This window comes from Telmatobacter bradus (assembly GCF_048629425.1).
Classification (GTDB): domain Bacteria; phylum Acidobacteriota; class Terriglobia; order Terriglobales; family Acidobacteriaceae; genus Telmatobacter; species Telmatobacter bradus.
This window is the reverse complement of record NZ_CP184532.1, coordinates 2886148-2900741: the sequence shown is the minus strand read 5'-3', so window position 1 is coordinate 2900741 and position 14594 is coordinate 2886148. Positions and strand designations below refer to the sequence as shown.

General features: G+C 59.8%; 13 protein-coding genes. 6 read left to right on the top strand and 7 right to left on the bottom strand.

Features of this window, described 5'->3' with window-relative positions; genetic code table 11:
- Positions 1 to 5: 5 nt before the first annotated feature.
- Together ACOBR2_RS12055 and ACOBR2_RS12050 are read right to left on the bottom strand one after the other, a co-directional pair.
- Positions 6 to 335 carry a BrnA antitoxin family protein gene (locus ACOBR2_RS12055; RefSeq protein ID WP_420236188.1) on the bottom strand — a complete coding sequence of 110 codons (330 nt, stop codon included), beginning with the start codon at positions 333 to 335 and terminating at the stop codon, positions 6 to 8.
- Entirely contained in the window at positions 316 to 609 is a 294-nt protein-coding gene (locus ACOBR2_RS12050) for a BrnT family toxin (RefSeq protein ID WP_420236187.1), read from the bottom strand. Before ACOBR2_RS12050 ends, ACOBR2_RS12055 begins: the two co-directional genes overlap by 20 nt.
- Before the next feature lie 465 nt (positions 610 to 1074).
- On the opposite strand from ACOBR2_RS12050, the gene ACOBR2_RS12045 reads away from it, so the two are divergent.
- Together ACOBR2_RS12045 and ACOBR2_RS12040 are read left to right on the top strand one after the other, a co-directional pair.
- Entirely contained in the window at positions 1075 to 1305 is a 231-nt protein-coding gene (locus tag ACOBR2_RS12045) for a helix-turn-helix domain-containing protein (RefSeq protein WP_420236186.1), read from the top strand.
- Between the two features lie 90 nt (positions 1306 to 1395).
- Positions 1396 to 2505, top strand: a complete 1110-nt coding sequence (locus ACOBR2_RS12040; RefSeq protein ID WP_420236359.1) for a tyrosine-type recombinase/integrase — start codon at positions 1396 to 1398, stop codon at positions 2503 to 2505.
- A 292-nt stretch (positions 2506 to 2797) separates the two neighbouring features.
- On the opposite strand, the gene ACOBR2_RS12035 is transcribed toward ACOBR2_RS12040, so the two are convergent.
- The 5 genes from ACOBR2_RS12035 to ACOBR2_RS12015 form a co-directional block, all read right to left on the bottom strand.
- Positions 2798 to 3874 carry an MlaD family protein gene (locus ACOBR2_RS12035; protein ID WP_420236358.1) on the bottom strand — a complete coding sequence of 359 codons (1077 nt, stop codon included), beginning with the start codon at positions 3872 to 3874 and terminating at the stop codon, positions 2798 to 2800.
- A gap of 174 nt (positions 3875 to 4048) precedes the next feature.
- Positions 4049 to 5236 (bottom strand): cation:proton antiporter, encoded by a 1188-nt coding sequence (locus ACOBR2_RS12030; protein ID WP_420236357.1) that lies wholly within the window; start codon positions 5234 to 5236, stop codon positions 4049 to 4051.
- Between the two features lie 95 nt (positions 5237 to 5331).
- Positions 5332 to 5838, bottom strand: a complete 507-nt coding sequence (locus ACOBR2_RS12025) for a hypothetical protein (RefSeq protein WP_420236356.1) — start codon at positions 5836 to 5838, stop codon at positions 5332 to 5334.
- A gap of 134 nt (positions 5839 to 5972) precedes the next feature.
- Positions 5973 to 7196, bottom strand: coding sequence for a flavodoxin-dependent (E)-4-hydroxy-3-methylbut-2-enyl-diphosphate synthase (ispG, locus tag ACOBR2_RS12020; protein WP_420236355.1), 1224 nt, complete (start codon positions 7194 to 7196; stop codon positions 5973 to 5975).
- Positions 7197 to 7289: 93 nt separating this feature from the next.
- Positions 7290 to 7910 carry an arylesterase gene (locus ACOBR2_RS12015; RefSeq protein ID WP_420236354.1) on the bottom strand — a complete coding sequence of 207 codons (621 nt, stop codon included), beginning with the start codon at positions 7908 to 7910 and terminating at the stop codon, positions 7290 to 7292.
- Positions 7911 to 7993: 83 nt separating this feature from the next.
- On the opposite strand from ACOBR2_RS12015, the gene ACOBR2_RS12010 reads away from it, so the two are divergent.
- The 4 genes from ACOBR2_RS12010 (at position 7994) to ACOBR2_RS11995 (ending at position 14533) form a co-directional block, all read left to right on the top strand.
- Positions 7994 to 8752 carry an ABC transporter ATP-binding protein gene (locus tag ACOBR2_RS12010; protein ID WP_420236353.1) on the top strand — a complete coding sequence of 253 codons (759 nt, stop codon included), beginning with the start codon at positions 7994 to 7996 and terminating at the stop codon, positions 8750 to 8752.
- A complete protein-coding gene (locus tag ACOBR2_RS12005) occupies positions 8745 to 11324 on the top strand; it encodes an ABC transporter permease (RefSeq protein ID WP_420236352.1) in 2580 nt (859 codons plus the stop codon). The genes ACOBR2_RS12010 and ACOBR2_RS12005 overlap by 8 nt, the downstream gene beginning before the upstream one ends.
- Before the next feature lie 329 nt (positions 11325 to 11653).
- Entirely contained in the window at positions 11654 to 13495 is a 1842-nt protein-coding gene (locus ACOBR2_RS12000; protein WP_420236351.1) for a 2-oxoacid:acceptor oxidoreductase subunit alpha, read from the top strand.
- The gene (locus ACOBR2_RS11995; RefSeq protein WP_420236350.1) at positions 13496 to 14533 is read left to right on the top strand and encodes a 2-oxoacid:ferredoxin oxidoreductase subunit beta; all 1038 of its coding nucleotides are present in this window, start codon (positions 13496 to 13498) and stop codon (positions 14531 to 14533) included.
- The last annotated feature ends 61 nt before the right edge of the window (positions 14534 to 14594 follow it).

Below are 14594 nucleotides of genomic sequence, written 5' to 3'. Positions count from 1 at the left end.
GTGGCTTACCCGTGCTTTGCGGTTGTAACTTTCAGCGAGGTCAACATCTCACGCCGCAAAATGGCATTGATGCGCGACTGATAGCCTCTGCCATGAGAGCGCAACCAATGCAACACATCGGAATCAATGCGCACTGTGGTCGAGGTCTTGGTAGGACGGTAAAACGGATTCTGCACCGCCTTCTTCCAGAAACTCTCCTGCAAGGGCGGAATATCGCTGTAGTCGATTTCGCTGTCCGGTTTGGCACGCAGCGCTTTCAATTCCACCACCTGCTCCGCTGTCAGTGCCGGGGGATTGGCTAGGTCGATCTCGTATTCAACCATTTTCTTCTTCATAGCGTTTTCTCTCCCTGCGGTCGGCGCGTCTTGCTGAAATGATGCGGATGACTTCAATCTCGTCCTGTTGACGCACTGTGTGGGCCACCAGGAGCATCACAACACCGTCTACGATCCCCACTGTTTGCCATCGCTCCTCGCCGTTTTCGATCCGGTCCTGCTCAACAAGGGCATAAGGATCAGAAAAGACACGGGTTGCGGTTGGGAAGCTCACACCGTGCTTTCGCAGATTGCTGGCTGCTTTGGCCGGGTCCCACTCAAAGCGCGTCTTCACAACGCATATGTTACTACATTTTCGTATGTTTTTGTTCGTTCTTCTGAACTTGACGAAGGCAGCTAAAGTCTCGTCCTATCCTGTTGAAGAAAGATGACATTCCCCGATATTGGGATTGTGGGCCGAGGCGGAGAGGGCGGTGTCAAGGGTCATGACCGCGTAGCGGCGGCATAGCCGCCCTTGACATCGCCCGCGCTTCGGCTATGCTCCATCTATCGGGGAATGTCAGCCGGGTTTGTCCAGCGAAATAATGCCCTAAATATAATTTCACTTTCATAAAATCAAAATTCTGTCATTGCTTAAAGTTCCTTAAAAACGACTGGAACGACTTGGCGCATCTGCTGTTCCCAAAACTTCGCCTTCGTTTCGCATAGCCTCATCGACGCCATTGAAAATCAGCCCCAACATGTGGGTTGACGAGACACTACAACCCAATCCATTGTGGTTTCAAGGAGTGTGCGAGCCATGTTCGATTCCCCTCATTCTCCACGCGTCTTCGAGCGGCTGCTGGACAGCGAGCAGGCGGCGGCTCTTGTCAAGGTTCACCCTAAAACCCTTCAGCGCTATGCACGCAAAGGTGTAGTGCCCGGCGTTCGAGTTGGCAAGCTGTGGCGATTTCGCGCTTCTGAGCTCTTTCCTTCTCTGATCCAGAATGATGACGAAAACGATCTCGACGGCGACGCGCAGGCACGGTAGGCTGGATACAGCTATCCGTGCCGTCTCACCACCTTTGAAATGAGGAGGAACATGAGACGCTCACGATTTCAGCAAGGCAGCCTTCAGCTTGTGGAACGCGCCGGAAGTCGGAAAGCCTGGGAATACCGCTGGTATGAAGTCCAGCCTGATGGCAGCCGGAGACGCCGCAACCTGGTGCTGGGAACACTGGAACAATATCCGAACGAAACGGCGGCGCAACGGGCCGTCGCAGCGCTTCGGGCTGACATCAACGCCGAAAGTCCGCGCATGAACCTAACTCCAATGAGTGTTCAAACGCTAGTCGAACACTACCGGGAAAAGGAACTCGGCGAAGACTCAGGCAAAACCTACGCGACATGCAGGACCTATCAAGGCTACTTCCGTAAATGGATCTTGCCTCGTTGGGGCCAGTACAAATTGAAAGATGTGCGTTCGGTCGCTGTAGAAGAGTGGCTACGTTCGCTGAAGCTCTCCAATGGGAGCAAGGCGAAGATGCGGAACATCATGCACGCAGTCTTCAATCACGCAATCCGGTGGGAGTGGCATGAACGGAATCCGATCACGCATGTGCGTCAAAGTGCGAAACGGTCCAAGGTTCCGATTGTACTCGACGTTGAGGAAATTGCAGCGCTGCTTCAACTCTTGAAAGAACCTGCACGCACGGCGGTCTTTCTCGATGTGATGACCGGGCTGCGCGTGGGCGAACTGCTGGCGTTGAAGTGGAATGACATTGATTTTGCGAAATCGCAAATCTCCGTCACCCGCTCCATCGTCATGCAACACATTGGCGACTGCAAGACGGAAGCCAGCCGTAAGCCGGTGCCTCTCGATTCAAGGTTGGCGGACGCTCTGTCCCGTTGGCAGGCGATCAGTCCCTACCCGCAACCGGAGGACTGGGTGTTCGCAAGCCCACATTCGAATGGGCGCTTGCCTTACTGGCCGGGCGCGTTTTACCGGGCGCATATCCTGCCAGCAGCCAAAATCCTCGGCATAGAGGGTATTGGCTGGCACACCTTCCGGCGCACCTACGCGACACTCCTCAAGGCCAACGGTGAGGATGTCAAGACAGTGCAGGAACTCTTGCGACATGCCAACAGTCTTGTGACGATGAACCTGTACGCACAGGCCATCACGCAGAATAAGCGCGACGCACAAAGCAAGATTGTGAGCATGTTGTTCGACAAGAAACAGACTGCGTAATTCGCAGCGAAACCGAGCACTTCGCTTATCGGACCATAACGGACCTACAAAATTCTGTACGGGACTTGCAAGTTATTGATTTAATTGGCGTCCCCGACGGGATTTGAACCCGTGTTATCGCCGTGAAAGGGCGATTCCGCAGCCTGTTGGCGATGCGGCATAGCGGGTACAGAACGAATCCAGAGAAAATTTAGAATTGCGGTAGAGGGCATGGATGAGGAAAAGCGCCATTTCCCTGAAGAAAACAGCGCTTTGCACACTTTTTTAGGCTGCCCGGCCTTCTGGATTGTCTCTAAAACATCTTCAGGCGGATGACGAAGTACTTTTTGGGGTCTTCCCGGATGCTTTGGATCAGATGCTGGCTCTGGTCAAGCGTGGCGTCGGCGTGGTTGTAGAGCGAGGGGTTCTGCACCAGTTGGCCGAGTGTGCCCTTTCCTTCGTCCACATTGGTCAGGATCGAGTCCAGGCGGTTGACCGTGTCGTCGAGTTTAGCGGCGAAGGCCGGATCCTTGGCAAGCTTACCGAGCGCGCCCTGACCGCTGTTGATCTGCGCCATCAACTGATTGGTATTGGCCACGGCCTGATTCAGATTGTTGTAGAGCGTCTCGTCCTTGAGCAGCTTGCCGGCGGTGCCTTTGCCCTCGTCCAGATCAGAGGTGATGCGGTCCAGTCGGCTGACGGCCGAGTTGGCGCGGTCGTAGATGCTGTCGTCGTTGACGAACTTGCCGAGCGAACCCTTGCCGCTGCCGATGGCCGTCGTGATGGTATCGAGGTTGGTGGCGATGCGGCCGATCTTCTGGGCCATGGCGGGATCGTTGATCAGCGTGCCAACCGTGCCCTTTTTACTGTTGAGGGAGTCGGTGAGCACCTGTAGCTTGCGGATCAGTGTGGTCAGCTCGTCGAGCGAGGAGGTGCTGGAGCGGAGCACTTCAGGAATGCCGGGGGAGTCGGAGACGCGCAGCTCGGCGTTTTTGCCAGGGGTGGGGCCGGTGGCGTTGGTCGAGTCCAGGTTGATGTAGCTGTCGCCCAGTACTCCGGCCTGCTCAATGCTGGCCGAGGTGTCGGTGTGCAGCGCGGCGGCGTATTCCTTGCCCACGCGCAGAGTCACTTCCACTGGAGTGGGCGTGCGCTCAGGTACGATGCGGAGCTGCGTCACGTTGCCGACGTTCACATCCTGCAGGGTGACGGGGGCGCCGTTTTTCAGGCCAGAGGCATTCCTGAAGTAGCAGCGCAGGACGATCTTGGTGGTGAACAGTCCGCCCGAGGAGCCGGACATAAGGAAGATGAGCGCGATAAGAAGCGCGGTGGCGCCCACGATCAGCACTCCAACACGCAACTGCGACCACTGAATCTCTTTACGGCTCGGCACGAAACTCCTCTGCGCCCGGCGTGCGGGGACAAACTCTGGGCAAAATGAGAATAACAAACTGCCTTTCTATATTTTAGAGTATTTTTCAGGGACAGGATAAAGTCGTCCGACCTTGCCCGAGAAGTTTCAGTACGGAGCGAGAGACGAATTTTCCAGTCCTTCCGGCGTAGTCACCTATGCGCGCGGAGGCAGTTCGCCCATCCGCCGCAAAAACGGCTTCATCGTCATCCCCTGCACAAAAACCGAGAAGGCCACTACGGCAAAGCACAGAGTGAGCATCTGCTCGCGGTAAGCCAGCGTGGTGGGCAGGCTGAGAGCGAGGGCGAGGGCCAGAGCGCCGCGCAAACCTCCCCAAAAGAGCACATGCTGTTGCCGCCAGGGGATGCGCAGTTTGCTGGCGGCAAAGACCGCGCAGCACGGATAGACGGCCACTGCGCGGCTCAGCAGCATAACGGCGAGGCCCGCCGCGATCACCAGCCCCCGTCCGCGGTAGTTCTGCCCTGCCTGATGGATGCCGATCAGCAGAAAGATCAGCGAATTGGAGAGGAAAGCGGCGATCTGCCAGAACTCGGTGATGGCCTGATGGCCGCGCTCGCTGAGAATATGCAGGGGGCCCAAATTGCCTAGGATCAGGCCTGCCGTAATGGTGGCCAGCACGCCGGAAAATCCCAGTTGATCGGCCAGCAAAAAGGATCCGTAGGCAGCGACGGCGGTCAGCGCAATTTCCACCAGAGGATCCTCGGTACGGCCAGCCAGTAGCAGTGCTCCCGCAGCTACGGCAGCGCCGCAGAACAGTCCGCCAACTACTGACTTGCAGAGCAGAACAACTGCTGCCAGCGGTCCGAGAGACTGACCTCCTGCCATGGCCAGTACGGCGGTAAAAAGCACGGCAGCGGTGGCGTCGTTCAAAAGGCTTTCCGCCTCGATGAGTAGCAGCAGACGGCCCTGCGCTTTGGCTTCGCGGAAGAGGGCAATCACCGAAACCGGATCCGTGGCGGCGATCAGGGCACCGAAGACCAGGGCGGGCAGAATCGGCCAGCCGAGCAGCAGGCGCAGTCCGCCGGCCGTAACGGCAGCGGAAAGAAGCACGCCCACCGAAACCAGCAGCAAAATGGGCAGGGCATCGCGGCGCAGAGCTCGCCACGGCAGATGGAAGGCGGCTTCAAAAAGTAGCGGAGGCAGCAGGGCGGTAAAGAGCAGTTCGCGGGTCAGCTCGATTTTGGGCAGCTGCGGCAAAAAGGCCAGCACCACGCCTGTCGCCACCAGACCAACGCTATAGGGCAGATGCAGCCGCCGCGTGGCGATGGCCACAACGGCCGCCACCAGCAGGAGCAATGCGCCGGCCTGAAAGGTGAATTCCATACTTTTGCGGATTCCGGGCGGTCAGGACAGGGAATCCACTTCAATTCAAACACTTTCTGCGTCAGGAATCCATCTACTTCGGGCTGGAGCCTCTGTTATTTCGTTACGCGGCTGCTGTTGTTCATGAAGCCACGCGCTCCGCCCTGACGGCGTAGGTTGGGGTCTTCGATGGGCGGCTTTTGCTGTTCGGCATCAAATCCGTAGGCCAGTACCGGGTTGGGCCTGAACTTGGGCGGTCCGCCGTCGAACTGGCGGGCATGGCTGAGCACAATTCCGGCGCGGCCGTGCATGGGCTGCACCATGCCGCGAATCTGTACGTCATTGTTGAGATAACGCCAGAGGTCGCCCACATCGACGCTGTCCTCCACAAAGCTGATGATGGTGAAGTGGCAAAGCGCGTCTGGCACCTCGGGGGCGCAGACGTCCAGAAAGCGCGTTCCGTCCTGGGTTTCCACCACATCGTAGATGTGCGCCGAGATGCAGACCTCCTTGTGGAGCTTCTTGGTGGCCTCATCGGCGGAGTAGCACTTCTTTTTGCTGGCGGCGAGTAGCAGCAGGGGGGTGCTTAAAAGCAGGAGCAGCAGGAAAATTTTGGAAAGCATGGGGAAGGGCCTCCGGAAGACGGGCTTATCGTAACGTGATTGTGCTGGGAATGAAATAGAAAAGGGGTGCGGATCGAGAATCCTTTTGCTTGATTCTCGATCCGCACCCCTTTAGTTTTCTGCCGGTTCTGCGCTTACACCTTGGCGGTGTAGTGCGATTCCACGTACTCGTCGAGGATCTTCTGGAACTCTTCGACGATATGGTCGCCCTTGAGGGTGAGCGCCAGCTTGCCGTCAATGTAGACCGGGGCCTTGGGCTCCTCGAAGGTGCCGGGCAGGCTGATGCCGATGTTGGCGTGTTTGGATTCGCCGGGGCCGTTGACGACGCAGCCCATGACGGCCAGCTTCATCTCTTCCACGCCGGGGTACTTCTTGCGCCACTCCGGCATGGAGGTGCGCAGGTAGTTCTGAATCTGCTCAGCCAGCTTCTGGAAGTAGGTGCTGGTGGTGCGTCCGCAGCCGGGGCAGCTGGTGACCTGGGGCATAAAGCTGCGCAGCTCAAGCGACTGCAGAATCTGCTGGGCGGCCTGCACTTCTTCCGTACGGTCGCCACCGGGGCGGGGCGTGAGCGAAACGCGGATGGTGTCGCCAATGCCGGAGAGCAGCAGCGGAGCCAGTGCGGCGGAGCTGGCGATCAGGCCCTTGGCACCCATGCCGGCCTCGGTCAGACCAAGGTGCAGCACGTAGTTGCAGCGGGTGGCCAGGCGGCGGTAGAGCTCGATCAGGTCTGGCGCGCCGGAGACCTTGGCTGAGAGCAGGATCTTGTCGTGGCCGAGGCCGATTTTTTCCGCAGCTTCCGCCGATTGCAGGGCGCTGGCGATCATCGCCTCAAACATGACCTCGCGGATGGGCTGGGGATGGGCCAGCTTCTGGTTCTCATCCATCATTTTGGCCAGCAGCGACTGGTCGAGCGAACCCCAGTTGACGCCGATGCGCACCGGCTTGTCGTTCTCAATGGCGCACTCGATCATGGTGCGGAAGTTGTCATCGTCCTTGCGGCCAATGGAGACGTTGCCGGGATTGATGCGGTACTTGGCGAGTGCCTTGGCCGTCGCGGGGAACTTCTTCAGAAGCAGATGGCCGTTGTAATGGAAGTCGCCCACGATGGGCACGTTCAGGCCCAGCTTGGCCAGACCTTCGACGATGGCCGGCACGGCGGCGGCAGCCTCTTCGTTGTTGACGGTGACGCGGACGATCTCGCTGCCTGCCCGGGCCAGAGCTGCTACCTGCTCAATGGTGGAGGCGGCGTCGGCCGTATCGGTGTTGGTCATCGACTGGACTACGACGGGTGCGTCCGAGCCAACCAGGACGTTTCCGATCCGAACAGTGGGGGTCTTTCTGCGCTGAATCTCTGCCATGAAAATAGTGTACGCGTTGGGCGGGGGACTGCGCGAGGGGGCTGCTTGCAGCTTTTAGCTGGGGCCCGGGGATGAAGAACCATTTTTCCCGGATCAATCCCGTAGAAGGGTCTTTACGGAGGGCAGCAGCGTGTGGGCGATCAGTTCACTGCCGCTGGCGGTGGGGTGAATGCCGTCTGGCTGGATGCTGCCGGGTTTGCCGATCAGATCCTTGTAGAGCATGGGCACAAATACGGTGTGGTGTTGGGCGGCCAGATCGCGGAAGATCTTCTCGAAGCTATGAATGTATTGCGGGCCGTAGTTGGGCGGCAGGGTGATGCCGGCCAGCAGAACCCGGATGTGGGCACGTTCGAGGCCGGTAAGCAGCTGATCGAGGTTGGCGCGGGTGGCCTCCAGCGGCAGACCGCGCAGGCCGTCGTTGCCGCCAAACTCCACGACGACGGCGGTGGGGTGCAGGGCCAGCAGGCCGGGTAGACCAGCAAGCGCATCCTTGGTGGTGGCGCCGCTGGTGCCGCGATTGAGCACCTTGATGTGCCGCCCTTGCGTGGTCAAAGTGCGGCTGAGGGCTTCGGGCCAGGCTTGGCCGGGTTCCAGTCCGTAGCCTGCCGTGATGCTGTCGCCGTAGCAGACCAGCAGGCGCGGCTCGGCGGCGTGCAGAAAAATTCCGGTTGCCAGCAGAAAGTATGCAACGAAAGTCCAGCGCAATGCGTACATGGAAGTAGTGTAGCTGGGGACTTGGGACTATCACCTGGTACCTAAAACCTGGAACCTTGTCTCAAGTACCTTTCGGAGGACCGTTGATCGACGTCAGAGCGGTAAAAAAGTGGATTCAGAACGGAGCGCGGCGGGTGGAGATTCTGAAGGGAATCTCGCTGCGGATTCCGAAGGGGCAGTTTGTGGCGATTGTGGGCGCTTCGGGCAGCGGCAAAAGCACATTGCTGGGGCTGCTGGCCGGGCTCGACTCCCCGAGCGAAGGCGAGATCCTGTTGGACGGTCTTCCGATCCACAATTTGCCGGAGGCGCGGCTGGCCGAGGTGCGGGGGGCGAAGATCGGCTTTGTCTTTCAGGCCTATCAGCTGATTCAGACTCTGACGGCGCTGGAAAACGTGCTGCTACCGTACGAATTGAACGCCCAGGGCGACGGCCAGCAGAGGGCGCGGCAGTTGCTTGCGGCGGTGGGGCTGGCCGACCGCATGGATCATTATCCGGTGCAGCTTTCGGGCGGTGAGCAGCAGCGGGTGGCGCTGGCGCGGGCCTTTGTTGTGGACCCGCCGGTGGTGATGGCCGATGAGCCAACTGGCAATCTGGACTCGGCCAACGGCAAGCTGGTGCTGGAGCTGCTGCTGGAGCGCAATCGAGCGGCGGGAACCACGCTGGTTCTGGTGACGCATGACGCTGAAGTGGCCAGCCGGGCTGACCGGCGGATCGTGCTTAAGGACGGGGTGATTGTGGAAGATTCCTGCCCTTGCGCCGCGGACGGTGAGGGGAACTCCGTTCCAGCAAATACAGAGGCTTTGGCGGAAAACTTCAACCAAAGCGAGAAGAAAAATGGGTAGGGCGCTCGGCTGGAAGCGGGCGGCGGCCATCGGCTGGCGCGATCTGAAGTCAGCTCCGGCCAAGTTTGGCTTTGTGGTGCTGAGCGTGGCGGTGGGTGTGGCGGCGCTGGTGGGCGTGCGCGGGCTGAGCGAGAGCTTCAAGGCGACGCTCTCCGGTGAGGCGCGCTCGATTCTGGCTGGCGACCTGAGTGCGCGGCTCTTTCGTGGGCCCTCGGCCGACGAGCAGAAGAAGCTGGACGCGCTCGCGCAGGCTCATCCGGGATTGCGTTCCACCTGGGTGGTGGAGACGTTCTCGATGGCTTCGGGGAAGGCAGGAAGTCTGCCCTTATTAGTGACGTTAAAGGCTGTTGATCCTGCGGAATACCCCTACTATGGCGAGGCAAAGCTTGAACCGGCGATCAGCCTGCGGGAGGCGCTCCGCGGAGACTCCGTGGTGGTGGCTGAGGAGTTCCTGATTCGCACCCATGCGCAGGTGGGCGACCAAATACAGCTGGGAATGAAGAGCTTCCGCATCGCTGCCGTGGTGCGGGAGGAACCGGACCGCATGACGGCGGGCGCGGGCATGGGGCCGAGGGTTTTTCTGGCAACTGCGCAATTGGAAGGTACGGGGCTGATGGGCTTTGGCGCGCGGGCCAGCCACAGGTTGCTGGTCAAGCTGCCGACGGTTGAGGAAAAGCAGGCCGAGGCTGAAGCCGCAACGGTGCGCAAGGAACTGGAGGCGACGCTGCCCGAGGCTCAGGTGGTGGACTACCGCGAAGGCAATCCGGCGCTGACCCATGGGCTTGAAAACGCCACGGCGATTCTGAGCCTGATCTGTCTGGTGGCGATGGTTTTGGGGGCGATTGGCGTGGCCATGGCCATGCACGCGCACTTGGAGCAGCGCATGGACATGTTGGCGATTCTGAAGGCGATGGGAGCCAGCACGTCCGATCTGCTGCGCATCTTTTTGCTGCAGACGCTGGGGCTGGGCTTGGCGGGCGGTCTGCTGGGCGCAGTTGCTGGACTGGCGGTGATGATGGCCTTGCCGCATGCCTTTGGCAGCCTGATTCCGCTGCATATTTTCCTGCAGTTTCCCTGGCGATCGGTGCTGGCGGGCCTGGGCACAGGGTTGCTGACCACGCTGCTCTTTTGCCTGCCGCCGTTGCTGGATGTGCGTAAGGTGCGGCCGATTCTGGTGTTGCGGCGGCTGGTGGAGCAGGGCCCGGTTGGTCTGCGTGGCTGGCTGGGGCGCTGGTGGGAGCGGCGTTTGCAACTGGGGCTTGCGGCTCTGGTGCTGGCGGTGCTGGGCGGCATTGCATGGGTGCTGGCCGATTCGCCCAAGGTGGGCGCTTCGTTTGCCTTGTTTTTCAGCCTGGCGCTGCTGGTTCTGCTGGCCATGGCGGCGGGGGCGTTGCGGGTGCTGCGTTTTGTGCTGGACCGGGTGCGTTTGCATCTGCCCACCTCGGTGCGGCATGGCCTTGCCAACCTCTACCGGCCGGGGAACCAGTCGGCGGCGGTGCTGGCGGCGCTGGGCCTGGGCGTGATGCTGATTCTTACCGTCTATCTGATCCAGTTCGACTTGCTCAAGGATCTGCGCGAAACCGCCTCGCCCAAGCTGCCCAATCTCTTCCTGATTGACGTGACGAATCAGGAGGCTGCGGGGGTGAAGGAGTTCTTTGCCCATCAGCCGGGCGTGACGGCGCCGTTGACCCTTCTGCCGGTGGTGCAGGGCCGGATTGACGCCATCAACGGGCGGCCAGTGGAGGAGTTCAAGGGCCAGCATGTGCCGCTGCGGGAACTGGAAAATGCCGAGCTGAGCTGGTCGGATGCCGTGCCCGAAGGCGACAAACTGACCGCAGGCCAGTGGTGGAGCGATGCGAATGCCAGCCAGATTGCCCTCGATAACTGGATTGCCGAGCGACTGCACCTGGGTGTGGGCTCGGCGCTGACGGTGGAAGTGGGCGGCGTGAAGCACGAGGTAAAGGTGGCGGCCCTCTTCAAGCCAGATGGTCAACACATTGGCGGACGGGTTTCGTTCCTGCTGCCGTCGGGTCTGCTGAAGGATCAGCCGGGGATTTGTTACGGCGGCGTGCATGTGGATCCGCGGCGGGTGGGCGCAATTGAGCAGGCGCTCTTTGCGGCTTACCCGACAGTGACGGTGATTAACGTGGCCGACGTGCTGGAGCGGGTGGAGAGCGTGGTCGAGCAGATCAGTTTCGTGATTCATCTGCTGGCTGGCTTCTCGATTCTGGCGGGCTTGATGATTTTGGCTTCGAGCGTGGCCAGCACACGCTATCACCGCATGCGGGAGGCCGTCGTACTCAAGACGCTGGGGGCTACCCGGCTGCATGTGGTGCGCACTTTCAGCGTGGAGTTCAGCGTGTTGGGGTTGTTGGCTGGGCTGGTGGGCGCGGTTTTTGCCAATCTGCTGACGCGGGCGCTCGAAGACAGGCTGCAGATTCCATGGCATGCGGCCTGGAGCGCGAGCCTGTGGACCGTGCTGGCTACGGCGGCGTTGGCCACTGGAACCGGTTGGCTGGCCAGCCACCGGATTCTTGGATTGCGGCCGCTTGAGGTACTGCGCGACGAATAAAAGCGAATCCGTACAGGACCCCGCGCATCTTCTGCGTGGGGTCCTTTGTGCTTTGGCTGTGCAGGAACTTGCAGAGCACGGCAAAAGAGGATTACACTCCAGAGCGTTTTGTGCTTCATGGCAGGAAAGCGGAAGGTTTTCTCCTTTGGCATGAGGAGAAAGTCTTCGTCAGCCGGTGTTGCGCAAGCCGATTTGGGAGGGCCCGGAAAGAGGAAACTGGGGTTACAGAGGATTTTCCCTTTCAGAGCCAGACGTACCAGACTGTGACTATAATCACTTCTGCCAGCGAAACAATGCGGGTAGATTTTTGCCGAAGGGAAGTACGCCAGATGGCGACAGGAGACCTGGCCCTGGGGCAGCAGCAGGGTGAACGCAACGCGCACGAGCGCGTGGTGAATGACTTCAGCATCAACGTAGCAACGGTGAACGGCTCCGGCTCGCAATCCGCCAATAGCGTGCTGCTGAAGAGCATCTTCGGAATGGGGGTTCCTGTCAGTGGCAAGAACCTGTTTCCGTCGAATATTGCCGGATTGCCCACTTGGTATACGATCCGCGCCAGTCGGGACGGCTACGTGGCCCGCAAGCGCACTGCGGAGGTTCTGGTTGCACTCAATCCCGAGACGGCCAAGGAAGATGTGCTGGTGCTGCCTCCCGGCGGCGTGGTCTTCTTCGAGGAGAGCCTCAACCTGGGCGAGTACCGCGACGACGTTGTCTGTTATCCCGTTCCCTTCGACAAGCTGACCGCCAGCATCTGCCCCGAGGCCAAGCTGCGTAAGCTGGTCAGGAACATGATCTATGTGGGCGTGGTGGCCGAGTTGTTGGGCATCGATCTGACGATTGTTGAAAAGGGCGTGCGCAAGCAGTTCGCGAAGAAGCAGAAGGTCTTCGACTTGAACTTTGGCGCGGTCAAGGCAGGCTGGGAATATGCTGCCGAGAACCTGGCCAAGCGCGATCCTTTCTTTATAGAGCCGATGGACAAGACGGCGGGCAAGATCATCGTGGACGGCAATGCAGCCTGTGGCATGGGCGCGGTTTTTGCCGGTGTTACGGTGGTGGCCTGGTACCCGATTACGCCTTCTACCTCGGTGGTTGAGGCTACAACCGACCTGCTGAAAAAATTCCGCGTAACGCCGGAGGGCAAGGCGACCTTTGCCGTGGTGCAGGCCGAGGACGAACTGGCCGCCATCGGCATGGTGCTGGGCGCGGGCTGGGCTGGCGCTCGCTCCATGACGGCAACCTCGGGTCCGGGAATCTCGCTGATGGCCGAATTCAGCGGCCTTGGCTATTGGGCGGAGCTGCCCGGCGTGATTGTGAACGTGCAGCGGGTTGGCCCTTCCACCGGGCTGCCCACGCGCACTGCGCAGGCCGATCTGCTCAGCACGGCTTTTCTTTCGCATGGCGATACCAAACACGTTGTGCTGTTGCCCGGCAATGTGAAGGAGTGTTTTGAGCTGACCTACGCGGCTTTCGATCTGGCCGAGCGGCTGCAGACGCCGATCTTCGTACTCAGCGATCTTGAGCTGGGCATGAACAATTGGATGTCGGAGCCCTTCGAGTACCCGACCAAACCTTACGACCGCGGCAAGGTGCTTACGGCCGAGGATCTGGATCGGTTAGGCGGTTTTGCCCGCTATCGCGACGTGGATGGCGATGCCATTGGCTATCGCACGCTGCCCGGCACCAAGCACCCCAAAGCGGCCTACTTTACGCGTGGCTCTGGCCACAACGATGAGGCCAAGTACAGCGAAAAGCCCGAAGACTATACCGGCATGATGGACCGTTTGGCGCGCAAATTTGAGAATGCGCGCACGCTGGTTCCCGCGCCGGTGGTGGTCCGGAACGACGGCAACAAGGTGGGCTTTATTGCTTGGGGCAGCACGGACTTTGCCATGCAGGAGAGCCTTGACCAGCTTCGCAAAGAGTATGGTGTTGAGGCTGACTACCTGCGCGTTCGCGCTTATCCCTTCGCCAAGGAAGTGCAGGCGTTCGTGGCTGCGCACGAGCGGGTCTATGTGGTTGAACAGAACCGCGACGCACAGACGGCATCGTTGCTCAAGCTCGATCTGGATGCGGAACTGGTGACAAAACTACGCAGCATCCTGCACTACAACGGACTGCCGATCGACGCGCGCACCATCACCGAAGCATTTGTGGCCAAGGAGGGACTCTAGATGGCAACCACAGCTCCTAACCCAAGAGTCAATCACATTGGTCTTCCGGTCCTCGACTACCGTGGCGGCAAGTCAACGCTCTGCGCTGGCTGCGGCCATAACGCCATCAGCGAGCGCATCATTGATGCGATGTTCGAGATGGGCGTGGAGCCGGAGCGGGTGGCCAAAATGAGCGGCATCGGTTGCTCGTCGAAGAGCCCGGCCTACTTCATGGGCCGTTCGCACTCGTTTAACAGCGTGCATGGGCGCATGCCGGCCGTAACCACCGGAACTTTGCTGGCCAACAAAACCCTGCTGGCGCTGGGCGTTTCCGGCGATGGCGATACGGCTTCGATTGGTGCGGGTCAGTTTGTGCATCTGCTGCGCCGCAATCTGCCCATGATCTACATCGTCGAAGACAACGGCGTCTACGGTCTGACCAAGGGCCAGTTCTCGGCCACGGCCGACATTGGCTCCAAGTTGAAGACCGGCGTGATCAACGAACTGCCTGCCATCGATATTTGCGCGCTGGCGATTCAGCTGGGCGCAACCTTCGTGGGTCGCTCGTTTTCAGGCGACAAAAAGCAATTGCTTTCCATGCTGAAGGCGGCCATTGCGCATAAGGGAACGGTGCTGCTCGACGTCATTAGCCCCTGCGTAACCTTCAACGATCACGAGGGCTCGACCAAGAGCTACAAATTCCTGCAGGAGAATGACGAGCCCATCAACGAGATTGGCTTTGTGGCCAGCTTCGATGACATCGAAGTGGACTACGACTCTGGCGAGATCTACGACGTGACCATGCACGACGGATCGAACCTGAAGCTGCGCAAGCTGCTGGAGGATTACGATCCGAGCGACAAGGCCAACGCCGTGCGCACGCTGATGGAGGCTGCGGATCACGATGAGGTGCTGACGGGCGTCTTTTACATTGACACCACTAAGCCCACGTTTCTTGATCAGCTCAACACGGTGGATGAACCTCTGGCCACGCTGCCTGAATCGCTCACCCGACCGCCGAAGTCGGTGCTTGACAGCCTGATGGCCAACCTCAGTTAAAAACTTACTCGCAAAAAGGCCCGTGCAGTTTCAATTGCACGGGCCTTTTGTTTGTCAGCGA

Excerpts from the sequence above, each read along its gene's own strand:
- ACOBR2_RS12030 (WP_420236357.1), bottom strand. The coding sequence starts at position 5,236 with ATGGAATTCACCTTTCAGGCCGGCGCATTGCTCCTGCTGGTGGCGGCC.
- ACOBR2_RS11995 (WP_420236350.1), top strand. The coding sequence starts at position 13,496 with ATGGCAACCACAGCTCCTAACCCAAGAGTCAATCACATTGGTCTTCCG.
- ACOBR2_RS12025 (WP_420236356.1), bottom strand. The coding sequence starts at position 5,838 with ATGCTTTCCAAAATTTTCCTGCTGCTCCTGCTTTTAAGCACCCCCCTG.
- ACOBR2_RS12000 (WP_420236351.1), top strand. The coding sequence starts at position 11,654 with ATGGCGACAGGAGACCTGGCCCTGGGGCAGCAGCAGGGTGAACGCAAC.
- ispG (WP_420236355.1), bottom strand. The coding sequence starts at position 7,196 with ATGGCAGAGATTCAGCGCAGAAAGACCCCCACTGTTCGGATCGGAAAC.
- ACOBR2_RS12055 (WP_420236188.1), bottom strand. The coding sequence starts at position 335 with ATGAAGAAGAAAATGGTTGAATACGAGATCGACCTAGCCAATCCCCCG.
- ACOBR2_RS12005 (WP_420236352.1), top strand. The coding sequence starts at position 8,745 with ATGGGTAGGGCGCTCGGCTGGAAGCGGGCGGCGGCCATCGGCTGGCGC.
- ACOBR2_RS12045 (WP_420236186.1), top strand. The coding sequence starts at position 1,075 with ATGTTCGATTCCCCTCATTCTCCACGCGTCTTCGAGCGGCTGCTGGAC.
- ACOBR2_RS12015 (WP_420236354.1), bottom strand. The coding sequence starts at position 7,910 with ATGTACGCATTGCGCTGGACTTTCGTTGCATACTTTCTGCTGGCAACC.